The organism is Tepidiforma flava, assembly GCF_027594505.1.
Lineage (GTDB): Bacteria > Chloroflexota > Dehalococcoidia > Tepidiformales > Tepidiformaceae > Tepidiforma > Tepidiforma flava.
The window spans coordinates 360,712-375,678 of the sequence record NZ_CP115149.1 but is presented as its reverse complement, the minus strand read 5'-3'; the positions used below and the strand labels follow the sequence as shown (position 1 = coordinate 375,678).

The 14,967-nt window shown below is 71.7% G+C and carries 18 protein-coding genes and 6 pseudogenes; 14 read left to right on the top strand and 10 right to left on the bottom strand.

Annotated elements, in window-relative coordinates:
* The first annotated feature begins 1 nt into the window (after position 1).
* The 4 genes and pseudogenes from fabF to O0235_RS02510 all read left to right on the top strand — a co-directional run bounded on the left by fabF (position 2) and on the right by O0235_RS02510 (position 2,972).
* Positions 2–1,268, top strand: a pseudogene (gene fabF, locus O0235_RS15515) (beta-ketoacyl-ACP synthase II).
* A 379-nt stretch (positions 1,269–1,647) separates the two neighbouring features.
* Positions 1,648–1,896, top strand: a pseudogene (locus tag O0235_RS15510) (DHH family phosphoesterase); the annotation flags it as partial.
* A gap of 434 nt (positions 1,897–2,330) precedes the next feature.
* Positions 2,331–2,519: pseudogene (locus O0235_RS15505) on the top strand (single-stranded-DNA-specific exonuclease RecJ); the annotation flags it as partial.
* 159 nt (positions 2,520–2,678) lie between these two features.
* Positions 2,679–2,972, top strand: coding sequence for a hypothetical protein (locus O0235_RS02510; protein ID WP_270056984.1), 294 nt, complete (start codon positions 2,679–2,681; stop codon positions 2,970–2,972).
* A 424-nt stretch (positions 2,973–3,396) separates the two neighbouring features.
* Here O0235_RS02510 and O0235_RS02505 read toward each other — a convergent pair whose 3' ends face one another.
* Positions 3,397–4,008 (bottom strand): tyrosine-type recombinase/integrase, encoded by a 612-nt coding sequence (locus O0235_RS02505; protein ID WP_270056983.1) that lies wholly within the window; start codon positions 4,006–4,008, stop codon positions 3,397–3,399.
* Entirely contained in the window at positions 4,005–4,304 is a 300-nt protein-coding gene (locus tag O0235_RS02500) for a site-specific integrase (RefSeq protein ID WP_270056982.1), read from the bottom strand. The genes O0235_RS02505 and O0235_RS02500 overlap by 4 nt, the downstream gene beginning before the upstream one ends.
* A 79-nt stretch (positions 4,305–4,383) precedes the next feature.
* Between O0235_RS02500 and O0235_RS15500 the strand changes: the two are divergent.
* The 4 genes and pseudogenes from O0235_RS15500 to O0235_RS15490 form a co-directional block, all read left to right on the top strand.
* Positions 4,384–4,671 (top strand): annotated as a pseudogene (locus tag O0235_RS15500) (hypothetical protein); the annotation flags it as partial.
* A gap of 62 nt (positions 4,672–4,733) precedes the next feature.
* Positions 4,734–4,880 (top strand): annotated as a pseudogene (locus O0235_RS15495) (hypothetical protein); the annotation flags it as partial.
* 81 nt (positions 4,881–4,961) lie between these two features.
* Positions 4,962–5,327: an acyl-CoA dehydrogenase family protein gene (locus O0235_RS02490; RefSeq protein WP_270056980.1), complete on the top strand. Its 366-nt coding sequence runs from the start codon at positions 4,962–4,964 to the stop codon at positions 5,325–5,327.
* Positions 5,324–5,772: pseudogene (locus O0235_RS15490) on the top strand (acyl-CoA dehydrogenase family protein). The gene O0235_RS02490 and the pseudogene O0235_RS15490 overlap by 4 nt, the downstream one beginning before the upstream one ends.
* An 86-nt stretch (positions 5,773–5,858) precedes the next feature.
* Here the strand turns inward: O0235_RS15490 and O0235_RS02475 are convergent.
* Entirely contained in the window at positions 5,859–6,101 is a 243-nt protein-coding gene (locus tag O0235_RS02475) for a hypothetical protein (RefSeq protein ID WP_270056977.1), read from the bottom strand.
* 121 nt (positions 6,102–6,222) lie between these two features.
* On the opposite strand from O0235_RS02475, the gene O0235_RS02470 reads away from it, so the two are divergent.
* Positions 6,223–6,381 carry a hypothetical protein gene (locus tag O0235_RS02470; RefSeq protein ID WP_270056976.1) on the top strand — a complete coding sequence of 53 codons (159 nt, stop codon included), beginning with the start codon at positions 6,223–6,225 and terminating at the stop codon, positions 6,379–6,381.
* Between the two features lie 11 nt (positions 6,382–6,392).
* Positions 6,393–7,766 carry a Ppx/GppA phosphatase family protein gene (locus tag O0235_RS02465; RefSeq protein WP_270056975.1) on the top strand — a complete coding sequence of 458 codons (1,374 nt, stop codon included), beginning with the start codon at positions 6,393–6,395 and terminating at the stop codon, positions 7,764–7,766.
* Here the strand turns inward: O0235_RS02465 and O0235_RS02460 are convergent.
* The 4 genes from O0235_RS02460 to O0235_RS02445 form a co-directional block, all read right to left on the bottom strand.
* Entirely contained in the window at positions 7,726–8,217 is a 492-nt protein-coding gene (locus tag O0235_RS02460) for a SixA phosphatase family protein (RefSeq protein WP_270056974.1), read from the bottom strand. The genes O0235_RS02465 and O0235_RS02460 overlap by 41 nt on opposite strands.
* 6 nt (positions 8,218–8,223) lie before the next feature.
* Positions 8,224–8,361 (bottom strand): hypothetical protein, encoded by a 138-nt coding sequence (locus O0235_RS02455; protein ID WP_270056973.1) that lies wholly within the window; start codon positions 8,359–8,361, stop codon positions 8,224–8,226.
* A gap of 216 nt (positions 8,362–8,577) precedes the next feature.
* On the bottom strand, positions 8,578–8,856 hold the full coding sequence (locus O0235_RS02450) for a hypothetical protein (RefSeq protein WP_270056972.1): 279 nt from the start codon (positions 8,854–8,856) through the stop codon (positions 8,578–8,580).
* Positions 8,857–8,952: 96 nt separating this feature from the next.
* On the bottom strand, positions 8,953–9,141 hold the full coding sequence (locus O0235_RS02445; protein ID WP_270056971.1) for a hypothetical protein: 189 nt from the start codon (positions 9,139–9,141) through the stop codon (positions 8,953–8,955).
* A gap of 106 nt (positions 9,142–9,247) precedes the next feature.
* Here O0235_RS02445 and O0235_RS02440 point away from each other — a divergent pair, with 106 nt between their 5' ends.
* Positions 9,248–10,033 carry an LOG family protein gene (locus O0235_RS02440; RefSeq protein WP_270056970.1) on the top strand — a complete coding sequence of 262 codons (786 nt, stop codon included), beginning with the start codon at positions 9,248–9,250 and terminating at the stop codon, positions 10,031–10,033.
* Positions 10,034–10,115: 82 nt separating this feature from the next.
* Here O0235_RS02440 and O0235_RS02435 read toward each other — a convergent pair whose 3' ends face one another.
* Complete coding sequence (locus O0235_RS02435) at positions 10,116–10,973, bottom strand: MaoC/PaaZ C-terminal domain-containing protein (protein WP_270056969.1); 858 nt, start codon at positions 10,971–10,973, stop codon at positions 10,116–10,118.
* A 114-nt stretch (positions 10,974–11,087) separates the two neighbouring features.
* Here O0235_RS02435 and O0235_RS02430 point away from each other — a divergent pair, with 114 nt between their 5' ends.
* Positions 11,088–11,909, top strand: a complete 822-nt coding sequence (locus O0235_RS02430; RefSeq protein ID WP_270056968.1) for an aldo/keto reductase — start codon at positions 11,088–11,090, stop codon at positions 11,907–11,909.
* Here the strand turns inward: O0235_RS02430 and O0235_RS02425 are convergent.
* Positions 11,897–12,019 carry a hypothetical protein gene (locus O0235_RS02425; protein WP_270056967.1) on the bottom strand — a complete coding sequence of 41 codons (123 nt, stop codon included), beginning with the start codon at positions 12,017–12,019 and terminating at the stop codon, positions 11,897–11,899. The genes O0235_RS02430 and O0235_RS02425 overlap by 13 nt on opposite strands.
* Before the next feature lie 104 nt (positions 12,020–12,123).
* On the bottom strand, positions 12,124–12,327 hold the full coding sequence (locus O0235_RS02420) for a CDGSH iron-sulfur domain-containing protein (RefSeq protein WP_270056966.1): 204 nt from the start codon (positions 12,325–12,327) through the stop codon (positions 12,124–12,126).
* A 92-nt stretch (positions 12,328–12,419) separates the two neighbouring features.
* Here O0235_RS02420 and O0235_RS02415 point away from each other — a divergent pair, with 92 nt between their 5' ends.
* Positions 12,420–13,139, top strand: a complete 720-nt coding sequence (locus O0235_RS02415; RefSeq protein WP_270056965.1) for a (Fe-S)-binding protein — start codon at positions 12,420–12,422, stop codon at positions 13,137–13,139.
* A 525-nt stretch (positions 13,140–13,664) separates the two neighbouring features.
* Entirely contained in the window at positions 13,665–14,897 is a 1,233-nt protein-coding gene (locus tag O0235_RS02405; RefSeq protein WP_373324414.1) for an LUD domain-containing protein, read from the top strand.
* The last annotated feature ends 70 nt before the right edge of the window (positions 14,898–14,967 follow it).

Genomic DNA, 14,967 nt, shown 5'->3' with positions numbered 1-14,967 from the left:
CGTGACGAGCAACGCACCAACCTCCGCCCGCCGCGTCGTCGTTACCGGCCTCGGCATCGTCAGTCCCCTCGGACATAACGCTTGCGATACGTGGGCGGCCCTCGTCGAAGCCCGCTCCGGCACCCGCCGCATCACGCTTTTCGACCCCGATGGCTTCGCCTCGCAGGTCGCCGGCGAAGTCCCCGACTTCGACCCGGCCGCCTACATGGACCGCAAGGAAGCCCGCCGCGCCGACCGCGCCACCCAGTTCGCCTTCGTCGCCGCCGATGAGGCCCTCGCCCAGTCCGGCTACCGCCCCGCGCCCGGCAACGGCTCCGAACTCGCCATCATCATCGGCACCGCCATCGGCGGCATCACCACCCTCGTCGCCGAATACGAAACGATGCGCGCGAAGGGCCCCGGCCGCGTCTCGCCCTTCCTCATGCCCATGATGCTCGCCGACATGACGAGCGGCCAGCTCAGCATCCGCCTCGGCGCGCGGCGTGAACTACTGCCTCGTCAGCGCCTGCGCCAGCGGAGCCGACAGCATCGGCGAAGCCGCCAACATCATCCGCCGCGGCGACGCCGAGGTCGTCCTCGCCGGCGGCACCGAAGCCCCCATCACCCCCATCGTCGTTGCCGGGTTCGCCTCCGCGAAAGCCCTCACCACCGCGAACACCGACCCCGCCCGCGCCTCCCGCCCCTTCGACGCCCGCCGCGACGGCTTCGTCCTCGCCGAGGGCGCTGCTGTCCTCGTCCTCGAAAGCGAAGCGCACGCCCGCGCCCGCGGCGCTGCCATCCTCGCCGAGCTCGCCGGCTACGGCGCCACCTCCGACGCCTACCACATCACCCAGCCCGACGACCGCGGCGAAGGCGCCGCCCGCGCCATGCAGATCGCGCTCCGCCAGGCTGGCCTCCAGCCCGACGAAATCGACTACCTCAACGCCCACGGCACCTCCACCCCCATCAACGACCGCCTCGAAACGCTCGCCCTCAAGCGCGTCTTCGGCGAATACGCCTACGACCTCCCCATCAGCTCCACGAAATCGATGACGGGCCACCTGCTCGGCGCCGCCGGCGCCGTCGAGGCCGCAATCTCGGTCCTCGCCCTCCAGAAGCAGGTCATCCCGCCCACCGCCAACTACGAGGTGCCGGACCCCGACTGCGACCTCGACTACGTGCCCAACGTCGCCCGCCCGGCCCGCCTCGAGGCCGTGATGACGAACTCCCTCGGCTTCGGCGGCCACAACTCCAGCCTCATCTTCCGCACCTACCGGCCGTCGCCATGACACAGCTCGTCGGCGCCCTGCCTCCCCGCTGGCGGCTCCGCGACCCCTACGCCCACCAGAACGGCATCCCCCGCTTCCCGCCCGTCGTCGCTGCCGTCCTCGCCGCCCGCGGCATCACCACCCGCCAGCAGGCTGACGCCTTCTACAAACCCCACCTGCTCCCCGCCCACGACCCGCTCCTCCTCCCCGGCATGGCCGACGCCGTCCGGCGCGTCGCCCGCGCCATCGAGGACGGCGAACTGATCGCCCTCTACGGCGACTTCGACGTCGACGGCGTCACCTCCATCGCCATCCTCCGCGAAGGCCTCACCCTCCTCGGCGCCCGCACGCTGCCCTACATCCCCGACCGCTTCACCGAAGGCTACGGCCTCAACTTCGGCGCTGTCCGCTCCTCGCTGCCGCCGGCGCGACCCTCCTCGTCACCGCCGACTGCGGCATCTCCTCGGTCGCCGAAGTCGCCTACGCCAACGAACTCGGCCTCGATGTCATCATCCTCGACCACCACACGGTGCCCGAGGTGATCCCCGATGCCCTCGCCGCCGTCAACCCGAAGCGCATCGATTCGCCCTACCCGTTCGACGAACTCGCCGCCTGCGGCGTCGCCTACCGCTTCCTCGAAGTCCTCTACGACCACCTCGGCCGCCCGTTCGAGGATGCCGACTTCATCGACCTCGCCGCTCTCGGCACCGTCGCCGATGTCGCGCCGCTCATCGACGAGAACCGCCGCATCGTCGCGCGCGGCCTCGAGGTCATGCGCACCGGCGGCCTCCGCCCCGGCCTTGCCGCCCTCGCCCGGGTCGCCGGCGTCACCCCTGAGCGCTTCACCTCCGAGACGCTTGGCTTCGCCCTCGGCCCGCGCATGAACGCCGCCGGCCGCCTCGCCCACGCGAACATCGCCCTCCAGCTCCTCCTCGAACGGGATTTCCGGCGCGCCCTCGACCTCGCGAACGAGCTCCACGCCCTCAACCGCGAACGCCAGCGCCAGACTGAGGAGGCCACCCAGCTCGCCGAAGAACTCCTCGGCCCCGCCGATGTTCCCTCCTCTGGGTCGTCACCGACCAGATCGCGCCCGGCATCGTCGGCCTCGTCGCCTCCCGCCTCGCCGAGCGGCGCAACCGGCCCGCCGTCGTCCTCTCCCGCGGCCCCGAAGAATCCCGCGCCAGCGCCCGCAGCGTCCCCGGCTTCGACATCGTCGCAGCCATCCGCGCCGAGAAGCACCTGCTCGTCCGCCACGGCGGGCACCGCGCCGCCGCCGGCTTCACCGTCCGCAACGAGCACCTCGACGAACTCCGCGAGCGGCTCACCGCGACCGCCGCGGCCCGCCTCGGCTGGGAGCCGCCCCGCCGGGTCATCGACATCGACGCCGAGGCGCCCCTCAGCGCCCTCGACGGCCTCGAAGTGAAGGGCCTCATGCGCTTCGAGCCCACCGGCCACGGCAACCGGAAGCCGGTCCTCCTCAGCCGCGGCGTCCGCCTCCTCCAGGCCAAACCCGTCGGCGCTACCGGCGACCACCTCCGCCTCACCGTCCGCCACGGCCCGGTCACCTGGCGCGGCATCGCCTTCCGCCAGGCCGGCGCCGAGCTCGATGCCGAGGTCGACCTCGTCTACTCCCTCCAGCCCGATGTCACCGGGCAGGGCGTCGAACTCGACGTGCTCGATATCGCCCCCTCCGCCCTTGCCCGCCCCCTCGAACGCGGCGGATGAGCAGCGAAGAACTCACCCTCGCCGCCGACGCCGCACGCGCCCTCCGCGAGGCGCAGGCCCTCTGCTACCGGACGAACTGCGCCATCGTCGCGCCGGAGCACCTGCTGGCGGCCTGTCTCCTCCAGCTCCGCTCCGCCGGGCTCGAAGGCCTGCCCGAACCGGCCGCCGTCCAGCAGGCTCTCGTGGCCACCCAGGGCTCGGCGAAGACCCGCTCGACCGCGACGTCATCTTCGGCTCCGCCGCCCGCGAGGCGATCTCCCGCGCTGCCGCCGCCGCCCGCGCTGCCGGCAGCGCGACCATCAGCTGCAGCGACCTTGCCGCCGCCCTCGTCGAATCCGGCGAATGCAGCCCGATGTTCTTCGCCTCCCTCGGAGTGCCGCGGGCGGCGCTCCTCGAGCTCCTGCGCGCGCCCGGCGCCTGAGCCCTACGCCGAGGCCCGCGGATGGGCCTTGTCGTACTCCTTCCGCTTCTGCTGGTCAGTCAGGTGCGTGTAGATCTGCGTCGTCGAGATGCTCGCGTGGCCCAGCGCATCCTGCACGTACCGCAGCGGCATCCCACCCGCCAGCATGTGCGTCGCGTACGTGTGGCGGAGCGTATGCGGCGTGATCGCCGTGTCCAGCCCCGCCTCCTTCGCGTAGTTCTTCAAAATCAGCCAGAAGCCCTGCCGCGTCAGCCGCTCGCCCCGCCGATTGACGAACAGCGCCGCCTCCCGGCGATTCCGCACCAGCTTCGGCCGGATGTGGAAGATGTACTGCCGCAGCTCGTCCACCGCCGTCGGCGGCAGCGTCAGCACCCGCTCCTTGTCGCCCTTGCCGACGCACCGCACCGTGACCGGGTCGCTTTCCAGCGCCACGTCGTTCACGTCCAGCGAGACCAGCTCCGTCACCCGCAGGCCAGTCGCATACAGCAGCTCGAGCATCGCCTTGTCGCGACGCGCCTCCGGCGTGTTCCGGCGCGCCGGCTGCTCCAGCAGCTCGTCCACCTCTTCGACCGTGAGCGCCCGCGGCAGCTGCTTGCCCACCTGCGGCGATTTCACCTGCTCCGTCGGGTCCGCCCCGATGACCCCTTCCCCGCGAGGAAGCCGAAGAACGACTTCAGCGACGCCACCTTCCGCGCCACCGTCGTGTCCTTGTACTTCATCTCCTCGCGCAGGTACTCCACGAACCGCACCAGGTGGTCCTTCGTCATCGCCTCCGGCGCCACCCCCGGGTAGACGCTCGCCATGAAATTCGTGAACTGAGCAAGGTCATTCCGGTAGGCGGCCAGCGTATTCTGCGATGCGTTCTTTTCCACCGCCAGGAAATTCAAAAACTGGTCGATGCGCTCGTTCATCACGTCGCGTTACCTCGATGCCGTTGCGGTCGTGGGGTCCAGGGCGGCGCCATGATAGGCACCCCTTCCCCGGGTGTCCATGGAATTCGGCCCGCCCCTCCGTGAATTTCTCGGTGCCCTCCGCGGCCCCCATCATCACGCTCCAGTATCCCCGGCCGGCCTCCCCTGCCCTGCTGCGCGGCGCCATGTCACGAGCCTAGCCGTCCGCCGCGATCCGCGCATCCCCGCCCGCGCCCCTTTCGCCTACCGGCTGGTAATCTTGCTCCAGGCCAACCCGGAGGAACCCATGGTCTCACTCGAACTCAACGACGAAGAAAAGCTGGTCCAGCAGGTCGCCCGCGACTTCGCCCGCAAGGAGATCCGCCCCGTCGCCGCCTACTACGACGAGCGCGAAGAAGTCCCCTACGACCTGATCAAAAGGCCGCCGCCATCGGCTTCGGCATCTCGAAGCAGGGCTCGCTCCTCGATGGCTCCGGCTCGTCGCTCATCCCCTCCATCATCGCTGAGGAGCTCTCCTGGGGCTGCGCCGGCATCGCCCTCGCCATCAACAGCTCCGGCCTCGCCGCCGCCGCCATCGCCGCCACCGGCACGCCCGAGCAGCGCGAACGGTGGCTCGCCGCCATCGCCTCCGACGAAAACGAAGTCCACCTCGGCGCGATGTGCCTCACCGAGCCCGACGCCGGCTCCGACGTCGCCAACATCCAGACGACCGCCACCCGCGACGGCGACTTCTACGTCCTCAACGGCGAAAAGCAGTTCATCACCAACGGCGGCATCGCCGATGTCCACGTCGTCTTCGCCACGGAAGACCGCTCGAAAGGCTGGGGCGGCATCAGCGCATTCGTCGTGCCGAAGGGCACGCCCGGCCTCCAGGAAGGCACCGTCTGGAAGAAGATGGGCATCCGCGCCTCTCACACCGCCAACGTCATCTTCACCGACTGCCGCATCCCGGCGGAGTACAAGCTCGGCGCCCCTCCAAACCCGGCGGCTCCGCCGGCCCCGGCGCCGTCGGCGCCCTCATGACCCTCGAGCGCACCCGCCCCGTCGTCGGCGCCTACGCCGTCGGCATCGCCCGCGCCGCCTACGAATACGCGCTCGACTACGCGAAGTCCCGCGTCCAGTTCGGCCGGCCGATCATCAAGAACCAGGCCATCTCGTTCATGCTCGCCGATATGGCCATGGCCGTCGATTCCGCCCGTCTCATGGTCTGGCGCGCCGCCTGGATGGCCGGCGCCAACGTCCCCTACCTCCAGGCCGAAGGCTCCATGGCCAAGTGCTTCGCCTCCGACGTCGCCATGAAGGTCACCGTCGATGCCGTCCAGGTCCTCGGCGGCCAGGCTACATGCGCGACCACCCGGTCGAAAAGTGGGTCCGCGACGCCAAGATCTTCCAGATCTTCGAAGGCACCAACCAGATCCAGCGGCTCGTCATCGGCCGCGCCCTCGAAGCGCTCCCGCCCCGCGGCTGACCGCCCGCACCCGCCGCATCACGAACCACAGCGGCCCGCCCCCGAATCGGGGCGGGCCGCAGCATCATGCTCGACTGCCGGGGTCCTCAGCTCTGCGGCGTGTCCGGGCAGCTGTCGCCGGGCTTCCCCTGCGCGTCCCCCGAGCGGTACGCCAGCGCGTCATCCCGGGGCGCGAACTCCTGCGCATCCCAGGCCGCCACGTTCACGCCGGCGCCGGCCCCGTGCGCGTCGGCCGTCTCCAGCACCAGCGTGCCCTGCGGCGCTTCGCCGCCCCCGCCCATCACCACCGCCGCCAGCGGCAGAAACGCAAACGTTAACGGAAGCACCATCAGAATGGCGAAGGTTCGGCGCACGCGCGCACCTCCTCAACCGGCTGGCATGCAGTCTACCACACACCGCGCAATCGCCCCTTGTTCCGCCCACGTCCCGGGCGCATGCTGGGATCAGCATATGCCAGTCGTTCCCCGGCAGACCGTCGCCGTCATCGACGTCGGCTCGAACTCCATCCGCCTGCTCGTCGCCCGCGCCCTCAGCTACCTCGCCTTCGAAGTCATCGACGAAGCCCGCTACGATGCCCGCCTCGGCGCGGGCCGGCCGGCGGCAACCTGACGCCCGAAGGCATGGAGCGCGGCCTCCGCGCCCTCGCCATCATGCACCAGCTCGCCGAAGCCCACGCGCCTGCCGAGATCATCGCCGTCGGCACCGAGGCCCTCCGCCGCGCCCCCAACGCCGACGACTTCCTCGAACGCGTCCGCGAGCGCATCGGCCTCCGGGTCCGCGTGCTTTCCGGCTACGAAGAAGCCCACGCCGGCTACCTCGGTGTCATCAACAGCACCACCCTCACCGACGGCTACCTCCTCGACCTCGGCGGCGGCTCGCTCGAACTCATGACCGTCGAAGGCCGGGCCCTCCGCGAAGTCCAGTCCGTCCCCCTCGGCGCCATCTACAGCCGCGAAACCTACCTCCACGCCGACCCGCCCCTTCCCCGCGAAATCCGCGCCCTCCGCAAGGCCGTCCAGCGCTCGTTCGTCCCCGGCAACCTGCCGCCCGTGCTCTTCGCCACCGGCGGCGCCGTCCGCAACCTCGCCCGCATCATCCGCATCCGCCGCCGCTACCCGCTCGGCCGGCTCCACGGGCTCGAAATCACCCGCAAAGAGCTCCGCCGCCTCGCGCGCGAACTCGCCGCCGTCCCGACCGAGGCCCGCCGCCGCATCCCCGGCGTCGGCAGCAACCGCGCCGACCTCCTCCACGCCGCCGCCATCGTCATCGACGAAGTCATGGAGCTCCTCGGCGCGCCTTCGCTCGTCGTTTCCGGGCAAGGGCTCCGCGAAGGCCTCGCCTGGCAGGCTATCCGCGGCGAAAGCCCCGTCCTCCCCGACGTCCGCGCCGCGAGCATCGCGGGCCTCGCCCTCGCCAACGGCGTCGACATCGCCTCCGCCGAGCCGACTGTCGAGGCCGCCGACCGCATCTTCGAGGTCACCCGCGCGCTCCACGGCCTCGGCGACACCGACCGCGCGCTCCTTCGCGACGGTGTCCGCCTCGCCGGCATCGGCACCCATATCGACTATTACAACCGCGACCGCCACGCGGAGTACCTCGTCCACAGCGGCGACCTCCACGGCTACTCCCACCGCGAGGTCGTCCTTCTCGCTGCCCTCGTCCGCTGGGCCGATTCCGGCACGCCCGACCTCGCCCCCTACCGCGCCATCACGAACGGCGACGATGTCCGCCGGGCCGCCATCCTCGCCGCCGTCCTCGGCCTCGCCCGCGCCATCCGCCGCCGCTCCCCTCCCCGGTCCGCGGCCTCCGCCTCGACCTCGGCGGCGAGACGCTGCGCCTCGACCTCGAGGCCGACGCTCCGCTCGATGCCGAGCTCCACGAAATCGAGCGCCAGCGCCGCCGCTTCGAGACCGTGCTCCGCTGCCGGCTGGTCGCCAGCGGCCCCGCCCTCGTCTAGCTGCCCGCCATCCGCCGCAGCGCTCCCGGCGGGATGAACCACTCCAGCCAGCAGTTGCCCGCCCGCGGTTCGCCGGCCGCCCGCACGAGCGCCGCCCCGCCCTTCTTGAACGTCACCGCCATCCCCGCCGGGTCGCCCGTCAGCAGGTAGGCCAGCAGCTCGCCCATCCACGGCTCGTGGCCCACCAGCGCCACCGGCGAGGCGTCCGTCTCCGCCGCCATCTCGACGACCGCCTGGTAATCATCGCCGGCGAGCGTCTCCGAAATCCGCACCTTCCCCAGCCCGAACTGCTCCCGCAGGATCTCTGCCGTCTGCACCGCCCGCAGCCACGGCGAACTCACGATGACCTGCGGCGTCACGAGCCGCGCGAGCCCCCGCGCCGCCTCCCGCATCCGCTCCGCCCCTTCGGGCGTCAGCGGCCGCTCCGCGTCGTTCGCTACGGTGCCCCGTTCCGCCGCAATCGCATGCCGAACGAGCACCAGGTCCATCGCCCCTCAGCCTCCCGTTCCCGCCCCGGGCTGCTCGGGCGCCTCGAACCCCGCCAGCCCGATCTCCACCACCTTCCACTGCCCCAGCATCGGCCGCCAGCGGGTCGCCACTGCCACCGTCCCCGCGCTCGAACGGAACCGCACGAGGAACCGCGCCTCGCCGTCGTCGGCCGCCTGCTCTTCCAGGTCGAACCCGTCGATCCCCGGCAGCTGCGCCGGCGAGAGCCGCTGCGCGCCGAGGCGAGCTGCATCAGCTGCGCCATCGCCTCGGGCGCCAGGTCCGCCATCACCTGGGCGAGATTCCCGGTCATCACCGCGCGCCGTCCGTTCGGCCGCAGCGCGCCTCGCCCGGGTCCGCGCTCACGACCCCGTGACTTCCTTCACGTCGTCGATTTGCCACTTCCCGCCGTTCTCCACCCACTTGCTCCACACCACCCGCGTCTTCTCGCCGATGTACGAAATCTCGACCTCGTTGTTGCCGAGGTCCTTGATTTCGAACCGCGTGGCCGTAATGGGATTCGCCGCCAGCGCCATGACCTTCGCCATCGCATTCGGTGTGAAGTCGCCCATCAGCCCCGCGACGTTCCCGTTCACGACATCCTGCGCGTGGCGCTCCTGCGTCGCCCTCAGGTCGCTCATCGTCAGCCTCCGATTGGTAGGGATGCTCCGCCGCAAACTCGGCGGGCCGCCGGCAGCATACCCCCGCCGCGGCCAGCCCTTCAATCGCACGCCGTGCTACCAAACCCGCCGCTCGTGCACCACCAGCCGCACCGCTCGCGCCCCCGCCGTCGCCGCGTCGATCGCCGCGCCCAGTTCCCGGTAGACGCCGACCGGCCGCTCCGTCCCCGCCGCCACCAGCAGCCAGCCCTCGCGCGCCGGCACGAGGTGCAGCTCCCTCGCCGGGGTTCCCCGCGCCTCTTCCATGGTTGAACATTCGGCAGGCCCGGTCCCGGGCCGCGTAGGAAACTCCCGGTTTGCCTCTCCCCATCCCCCGGCGGCCCGCGCGCGCTCGACCCGATAGACTTGCCCCATGTCCGATGACGTCCGTCCCCTCCCTGCGCCGCCAGCCCGCGCCCCCGAATGGGGCAAAGCCCCGGATGGCGCCGATGAGCGCCGCTTCCTCGAAGGTCCGGCCGACCGCGGCTCCGAATTCCTCCGCGTCCTCCGCATCGGCGGCGAATTCATCCGCGGCTTCCGCAAGCTCCACTTCGTCGGCCCCTGCGTCACCATCTTCGGCTCTGCCCGGTTCACCGAAGACCACCCCTACTACGACCTCGCCCGCCGCGTCGGGCAGGCCGTCGCCCGCGAAGGCTTCACTGTCATGACCGGCGGCGGCCCGGGGCTCATGGAGGCCGCCAACCGCGGCGCCAGGGACGTCGGCGGTTACTCCGTCGGCTGCAACATCGAACTCCCCCACGAGCAGAAGCCGAACCCCTACCTCGATACCTTCGTCGAGTTCCGCTACTTCTTCGTCCGCAAGGTGATGCTGGCCAAGTACTCCTACGCCTTCATCGCCATGCCCGGCGGCTTCGGCACGCTCGACGAGCTTTTCGAAATCGCCACCCTCATCCAGACCCGCAAAATCCGCGATTACCCCTGCATCCTCGTCGGCGTCGACTTCTACGAGCCGCTTATGGATTTCATGCTCAACCGCCTCGTCGCCATGGGCACCATCGACCCGGAGGACCTCGACCGCCTCGTCCTCACCGACTCGCCCGAGGAGGCTGCCGCCATCGTCCGCGAGGTCGGCATCCGCAAGTTCGGCCTCCGCTACCGGAAGGCCGCCCCGCGCCGCCGCCGCTTCCTCTTCGAGTAGCCGGCTTTCACCTCGCGGGCGAACGAATGGCGGGGCCGCGCCAACCGTCGCGGCCCCGCCGTCGCAAGCTTGCCGGTGAACGCTAGCCGCGCACCGTAATCGCCGCGTTCGTGATGACCGGCGTTCCCCGCTCCTTTGTCTGCGCCGCCACGAGGATCGTGTTCCCTTCCCGCCAGTACGAAGTCACGATCGTCTCGCCCGGGAAGACCACGCCCGCGAACCGCGCCTGGTAGCGCGCCACCTTCGCCGTGTCGCCGCCCAGCGCGTGGTCCACGACCGCCTTGCACACCACCCCGAACGAGCACAGCCCGTGGAGGATCGGCCGGTCGAAGCCGCCCATCTTCGCGAAGTCCGGGTCCGCGTGCAGCGGGTTCTTGTCGCCCGAGAGCCGGTAGAGCAGCGCCTGCTGCGGCAGCGTCTTCGACTCCACCGTGCCGTCCGGCGCCCGGTTCGGCGCTTCGTTGCCCGCCGGCGGCCCGCTCTCGCCCCCGAAGCCGCCCTCGCCCCGCAGGAAGAGCGAGAACCGGTTCACGAACAGCGGCTCCGCTTCGCCCTTCAGCTTCGTCTCGGTCTCGAGCACGACGAGCGCAGCCTTCCCCTTGTCGTAAATCCCGGCCACCTTGCCGCTCGTCTCCACCTCGCCCTCGACCGGGATCGGCTTCCGGATTTCGAGGTCCTGCTCGCCGTGGAGCAAGAGCGCCGGGTTGAACTGCAGCCCCGGCACCTGCCCAACCCCGCCGAGCGACCCGAACGCCGGGATGACGCCGAAGCTCGGCAGCACCTTCAGGTTCCGCTCGTAGGTGTACGCCAGCTCGTTCGGGTCCGTCGGCGGGTCGCCGGCGCCCACGCCGAGGTGATAGAGGATGACCCGGTCCCGGTCCCAGCGGAACGTCCCGCCTCGGATCGGCGCCCCAAGCGCCTTCGAAGGATCGATTGGCACGTCAACGACCTCGCTGTCTCAGGTGTCGCGGCCGAACCTCGTTCGGCCGCCCCCGAGCGTACACCGCCCGCGGCTTGCTGTCCTACCTCGCCGCTCCCGCGCTACCCTCTCCCCGTGCTCATCCCCAGCCGTCCCTTCGGTTCGACCGGCCTCGACCTCCCCATCCTCGGGCTCGGCGCCATGGATACGCCCCACTCGCCCGACGCCTTCGCGACCGTCGCCGCCGCTATCGACCTCGGCATCCGCCTCATCGACACCGCCCGCGACTACGAAGGCTCCGAACACCTCCTCGGCCGCGTGGTCCGCGAACACGGCGCACCCGGCGTCCTCTTCGCCAGCAAGACCTTCCGCCGAACTGCCAGCAGCGCCCAGTACGACATCGACCGATCCCTGCAGGTGCTCGGCCTCGCGACGATTGGCCTCTACCACCTGCACGACGTCTCTACCCCGGAAGCGTGGGCGCAGGTCACGGGCCCCGGCGGCGCACTCGAAGGCCTCCGCGCCGCGCAGGAGCGGGGCGCCATCCGCTTCATCGGCATCTCCACCCACAGCCTCGAGGTCGGCCGCCTCGCCGTCGAATCCGGCGCCTTCGACGCCGTCATGCTCGAATACTCGGCCTTCTACCCCGAATCGCGCCCGCTGCTCGACCTCGCCGGCGAGCGCGGCGTCGCCGTCATCGTCATGCGGCCGCTCGGCGGCTCCGGCCGGACGAGCGCCATCCGCGGCCGCCTCGCCCGCGGCCAGGCCGGCATCCTGGCGCCGGAGAACCTCCTCCGCTACGTCTGGAGCCACCCCGCCGTTTCGGTCGCCATCCCCGGAGCGCGCCACCCGGACCGCGTCCGCGCCAACGTCGCCGCCGCAGAAGCGTTTTCACCCCTCTCCCCGGGCGAACAGCGCGAACTCGAAGCGGCCGCCGCCCGCCTCTACGACGACTGAGCCCGGCGCCCCTGCCGCGGCAGCCGCACCGAAACCGTCGGCTGGCCGCCGGCGCCGACCCGGATCGCCAGCGCCCCGTCGCCGAGCGTCACCGTACCCGTCCGGTTCATCACCAGCCGGATGCCCCCGGGCAGCTCGACCCGCGCCGGTGTTCCTGCCCGGCGGGTCCGCGCCCTCCGCGTCGGCCGCGCCGCCGAACGCCGCCGCGCCGCCATCACCCGCCCGCCCGCGGCGCCGACTGGAAGCCCTCCCGGTTGTGCGACCCGTCGCAGAACGGCTTCGTCGCCGAATGCCCGCAGCGGCAGAGCGCCACCGCATCCTTCCGCTCGAACTGGTTCCCTTCCGCATCGGTCACCACGAACTCCCCGCGCACGACGTACGGCCCGTGGTCTCGCACCGTGATGGTCGTCTCAGCCATGAATCGCGTTCTCCTTCGAAACGTGCTGCGCCCGGCCCGGATCCTGCGGCACCCGTAACAGCCTGCGCAACGCCCCGGCGTACAATGCCCCCATGGCCTCGGTCGCCCTCTTCGACCCCTGCTACCTCCAGGCCCTCCGCCCGGGCGATGCCGGGGACGCCCGGCGCGTCCTCGAAGCCCTCGGCGATACCGTGACCCTCATCGACGGCCGCTGCTGCGGCCAGCCTGCCTTCAACAGCGGCTTCCGCGCCGAGGCGCGCACCGTGGGCCGCCAGCTCCTGAAAGCGGCCCGCGCCCACACCGCGATCGTCACCACCTCCGGCTCCTGCACCGCGATGGTCCGGCACTACCTCCCCGGCCTCTGGCAGCCCCCGCGCGATGCCGCCGCCGCCTCCATCGCCTCGCGCTTCGTCGATTTCGCCACCTACGTGGCGCGGCACCCAGGCCTCGACCGCCTCGGCCTCCGCCTCCCGGGCGTCGTCGTCCTCCACGAATCCTGCCACTCCCGGCGCGAACTCCGCGCTTCCGCCGCCATCAACGCCATCCTCCGCCGCATCGAGGGCCTCGAGGTCCGCCAACCGGCCTTCGCCGAGGAGTGCTGCGGCTTCGGCGGCACCTTCGCCGTCAAGCAGCCCGAGACATCGGTCGAAATCATGCGCGCGAGGCTCGAAGCCCTCGGCGCGACCGGCGCCCGCGTCGTCGTCTCGCCCGACTACTCCTGCCTCGCCCATCTGCAGTCCGGCGCTGCCGGCCTCGGCATCCAGCTCGAAGCCTGGACGCTCCCCGAACTCCTCGCGAGGGCGCTCGCATGACCGGCTTCCGCGACCGCGCCCGCCGGGAAATCACCGAAGAACACCGGAGCGCGGTGCTCCAGCCCATCATGCGCAAGCTCGTCGCCGATTCCCGCGCGATGCTCGCCCGGGGCCCGCCGACGCCCGCGACCGCGCCGCCGCAGCCCGCGCCGATGCCGTCGACCGCCTCGAAGCGCTCCACCGCCGCCTCCGCGAGCAGCTCGCCCTCCGCGGCGTCGGCTACCACCGCGCCGCCACTGCCGCCGAGGCCGTCGATATCGTTCGCCGCCTGCTCGGCGATGCCCGCCGCGTCGCCAAGTCGAAATCCATGGTCGCCGAGGAGATCGGCCTCACCCGCGCGCTCCGCGAGGCCGGCGCCGACGTCCTCGAAACCGACATCGGCGAGTACATCGTCGACCTTGAGGGCCGCGGGCCGAGCCACATCACCGCGCCCGCTGTCCACCTCAACCGCGCCCGCATCCGCGACCTCCTCGCGCGCGCCGGCGCCCCCTCGAAACCGACGACCCGGTCGTCCTCTCGCAGCACATCCGCGACGTCGTCGCCCGCTACTTCCAGGACTGCGATGCGGCCATCACCGGCGCCAACACCGCCATCGCCAGCAGCGGCCGTTTCGCGATCGTCGAAAACGAAGGCAACGTCGCCCTCGGCGTCTCCCACCCCAGGAAGCACATCGTCGTCACCGGCCTCGAAAAAATCGTCGCCGACGAAGCCGGCGCCCTCGCCGTCCTCCAGGTCCTCGCCCCGAGCGCGACGGCTCAGCCGCTCACTGCCTTCACCCACATCCTCGGCAGCCCGCCGCCCGGGCAGGAGCGGCACGTCGTCGTCGTCGACAACGGCCGCTCCCGCATCCTCGCCGACCCGCGCTACCGCGATGTCCTCCGCTGCATCCGCTGCGGCGCGTGCATGAACGCCTGCCCCGTCTACCGGGCCGTCAGCGGCCTCGCCTACGGCTCGCCCTACATGGGGCCCATCGGCGCGGTGCTTTCGCCGCTCCTCTGGCCGCGCGGCGCCCAGGCCGACCTCCCCTTCGCCAGCACCCTCTGCGGCGCATGCACCGAAGCCTGCCCCGTCGGCATCCCGCTCCACCGCATGCTGCTCGACCTCCGCGCCGATGCCGTCGAACGCGGCGCGGTCGCCGGCCGCGCCGAACGCGCCGCCTGGAAGGCCGGGCGGCGGCCTTCTCCCTCCCCACCGGCGCGCGCTGCCGCCGCGATGGCCCGGATCGGCCTCCGGGGCGGCGGCCGCCTCGTCCGCCCGCTCGCCGGGCGCCGCGCCGACCCGCGCGTCCTCCCCGAGCCGGCCCAGCCCCGCGACCCCGCCCTCCTCACCGCCGCCGGCCCCGACCGCTCGGAGCGCCCGCTCATCGCGCCGGAGGACGTGCTCCCGCCCACGCCCGTCGAGCGGTTCCGCCTCCGCGCCAGCCAGCTCGGCGTCGCCTTCCCCGCCGCCGCACCCCACGGCGCGCTCGAACTGTCGGCCGCCGCCGCGGTGGCCGCCACCGGGTCGGTCCTCCTCACCGGGACGCCGGTCGACCGCCGCGCCCTCCTCGCCGCGCCTGCCGTCGCCCTCCGCGTCGACCCCGCGACGATCGTCGAATACCCGGCCGGCCTCGAACCGTTCCTCGGCAGCGGCGACGCGCTCATCCTCACCGGCCCCAGCCGCACGGCCGATATCGAGAAGGTCATCGTGCGCGGCATCCACGGCTCCCGGAGTACGCCGTCCTCCTCGAGCCGCCCGTTGCCTGAGCGGGCCGGGTAGTCGAAGAATCTTCATCCGAAATAGGAAATCCCTGAGGCAGCGCCTGCACCTTTCTTTAGGATTCCCCTAA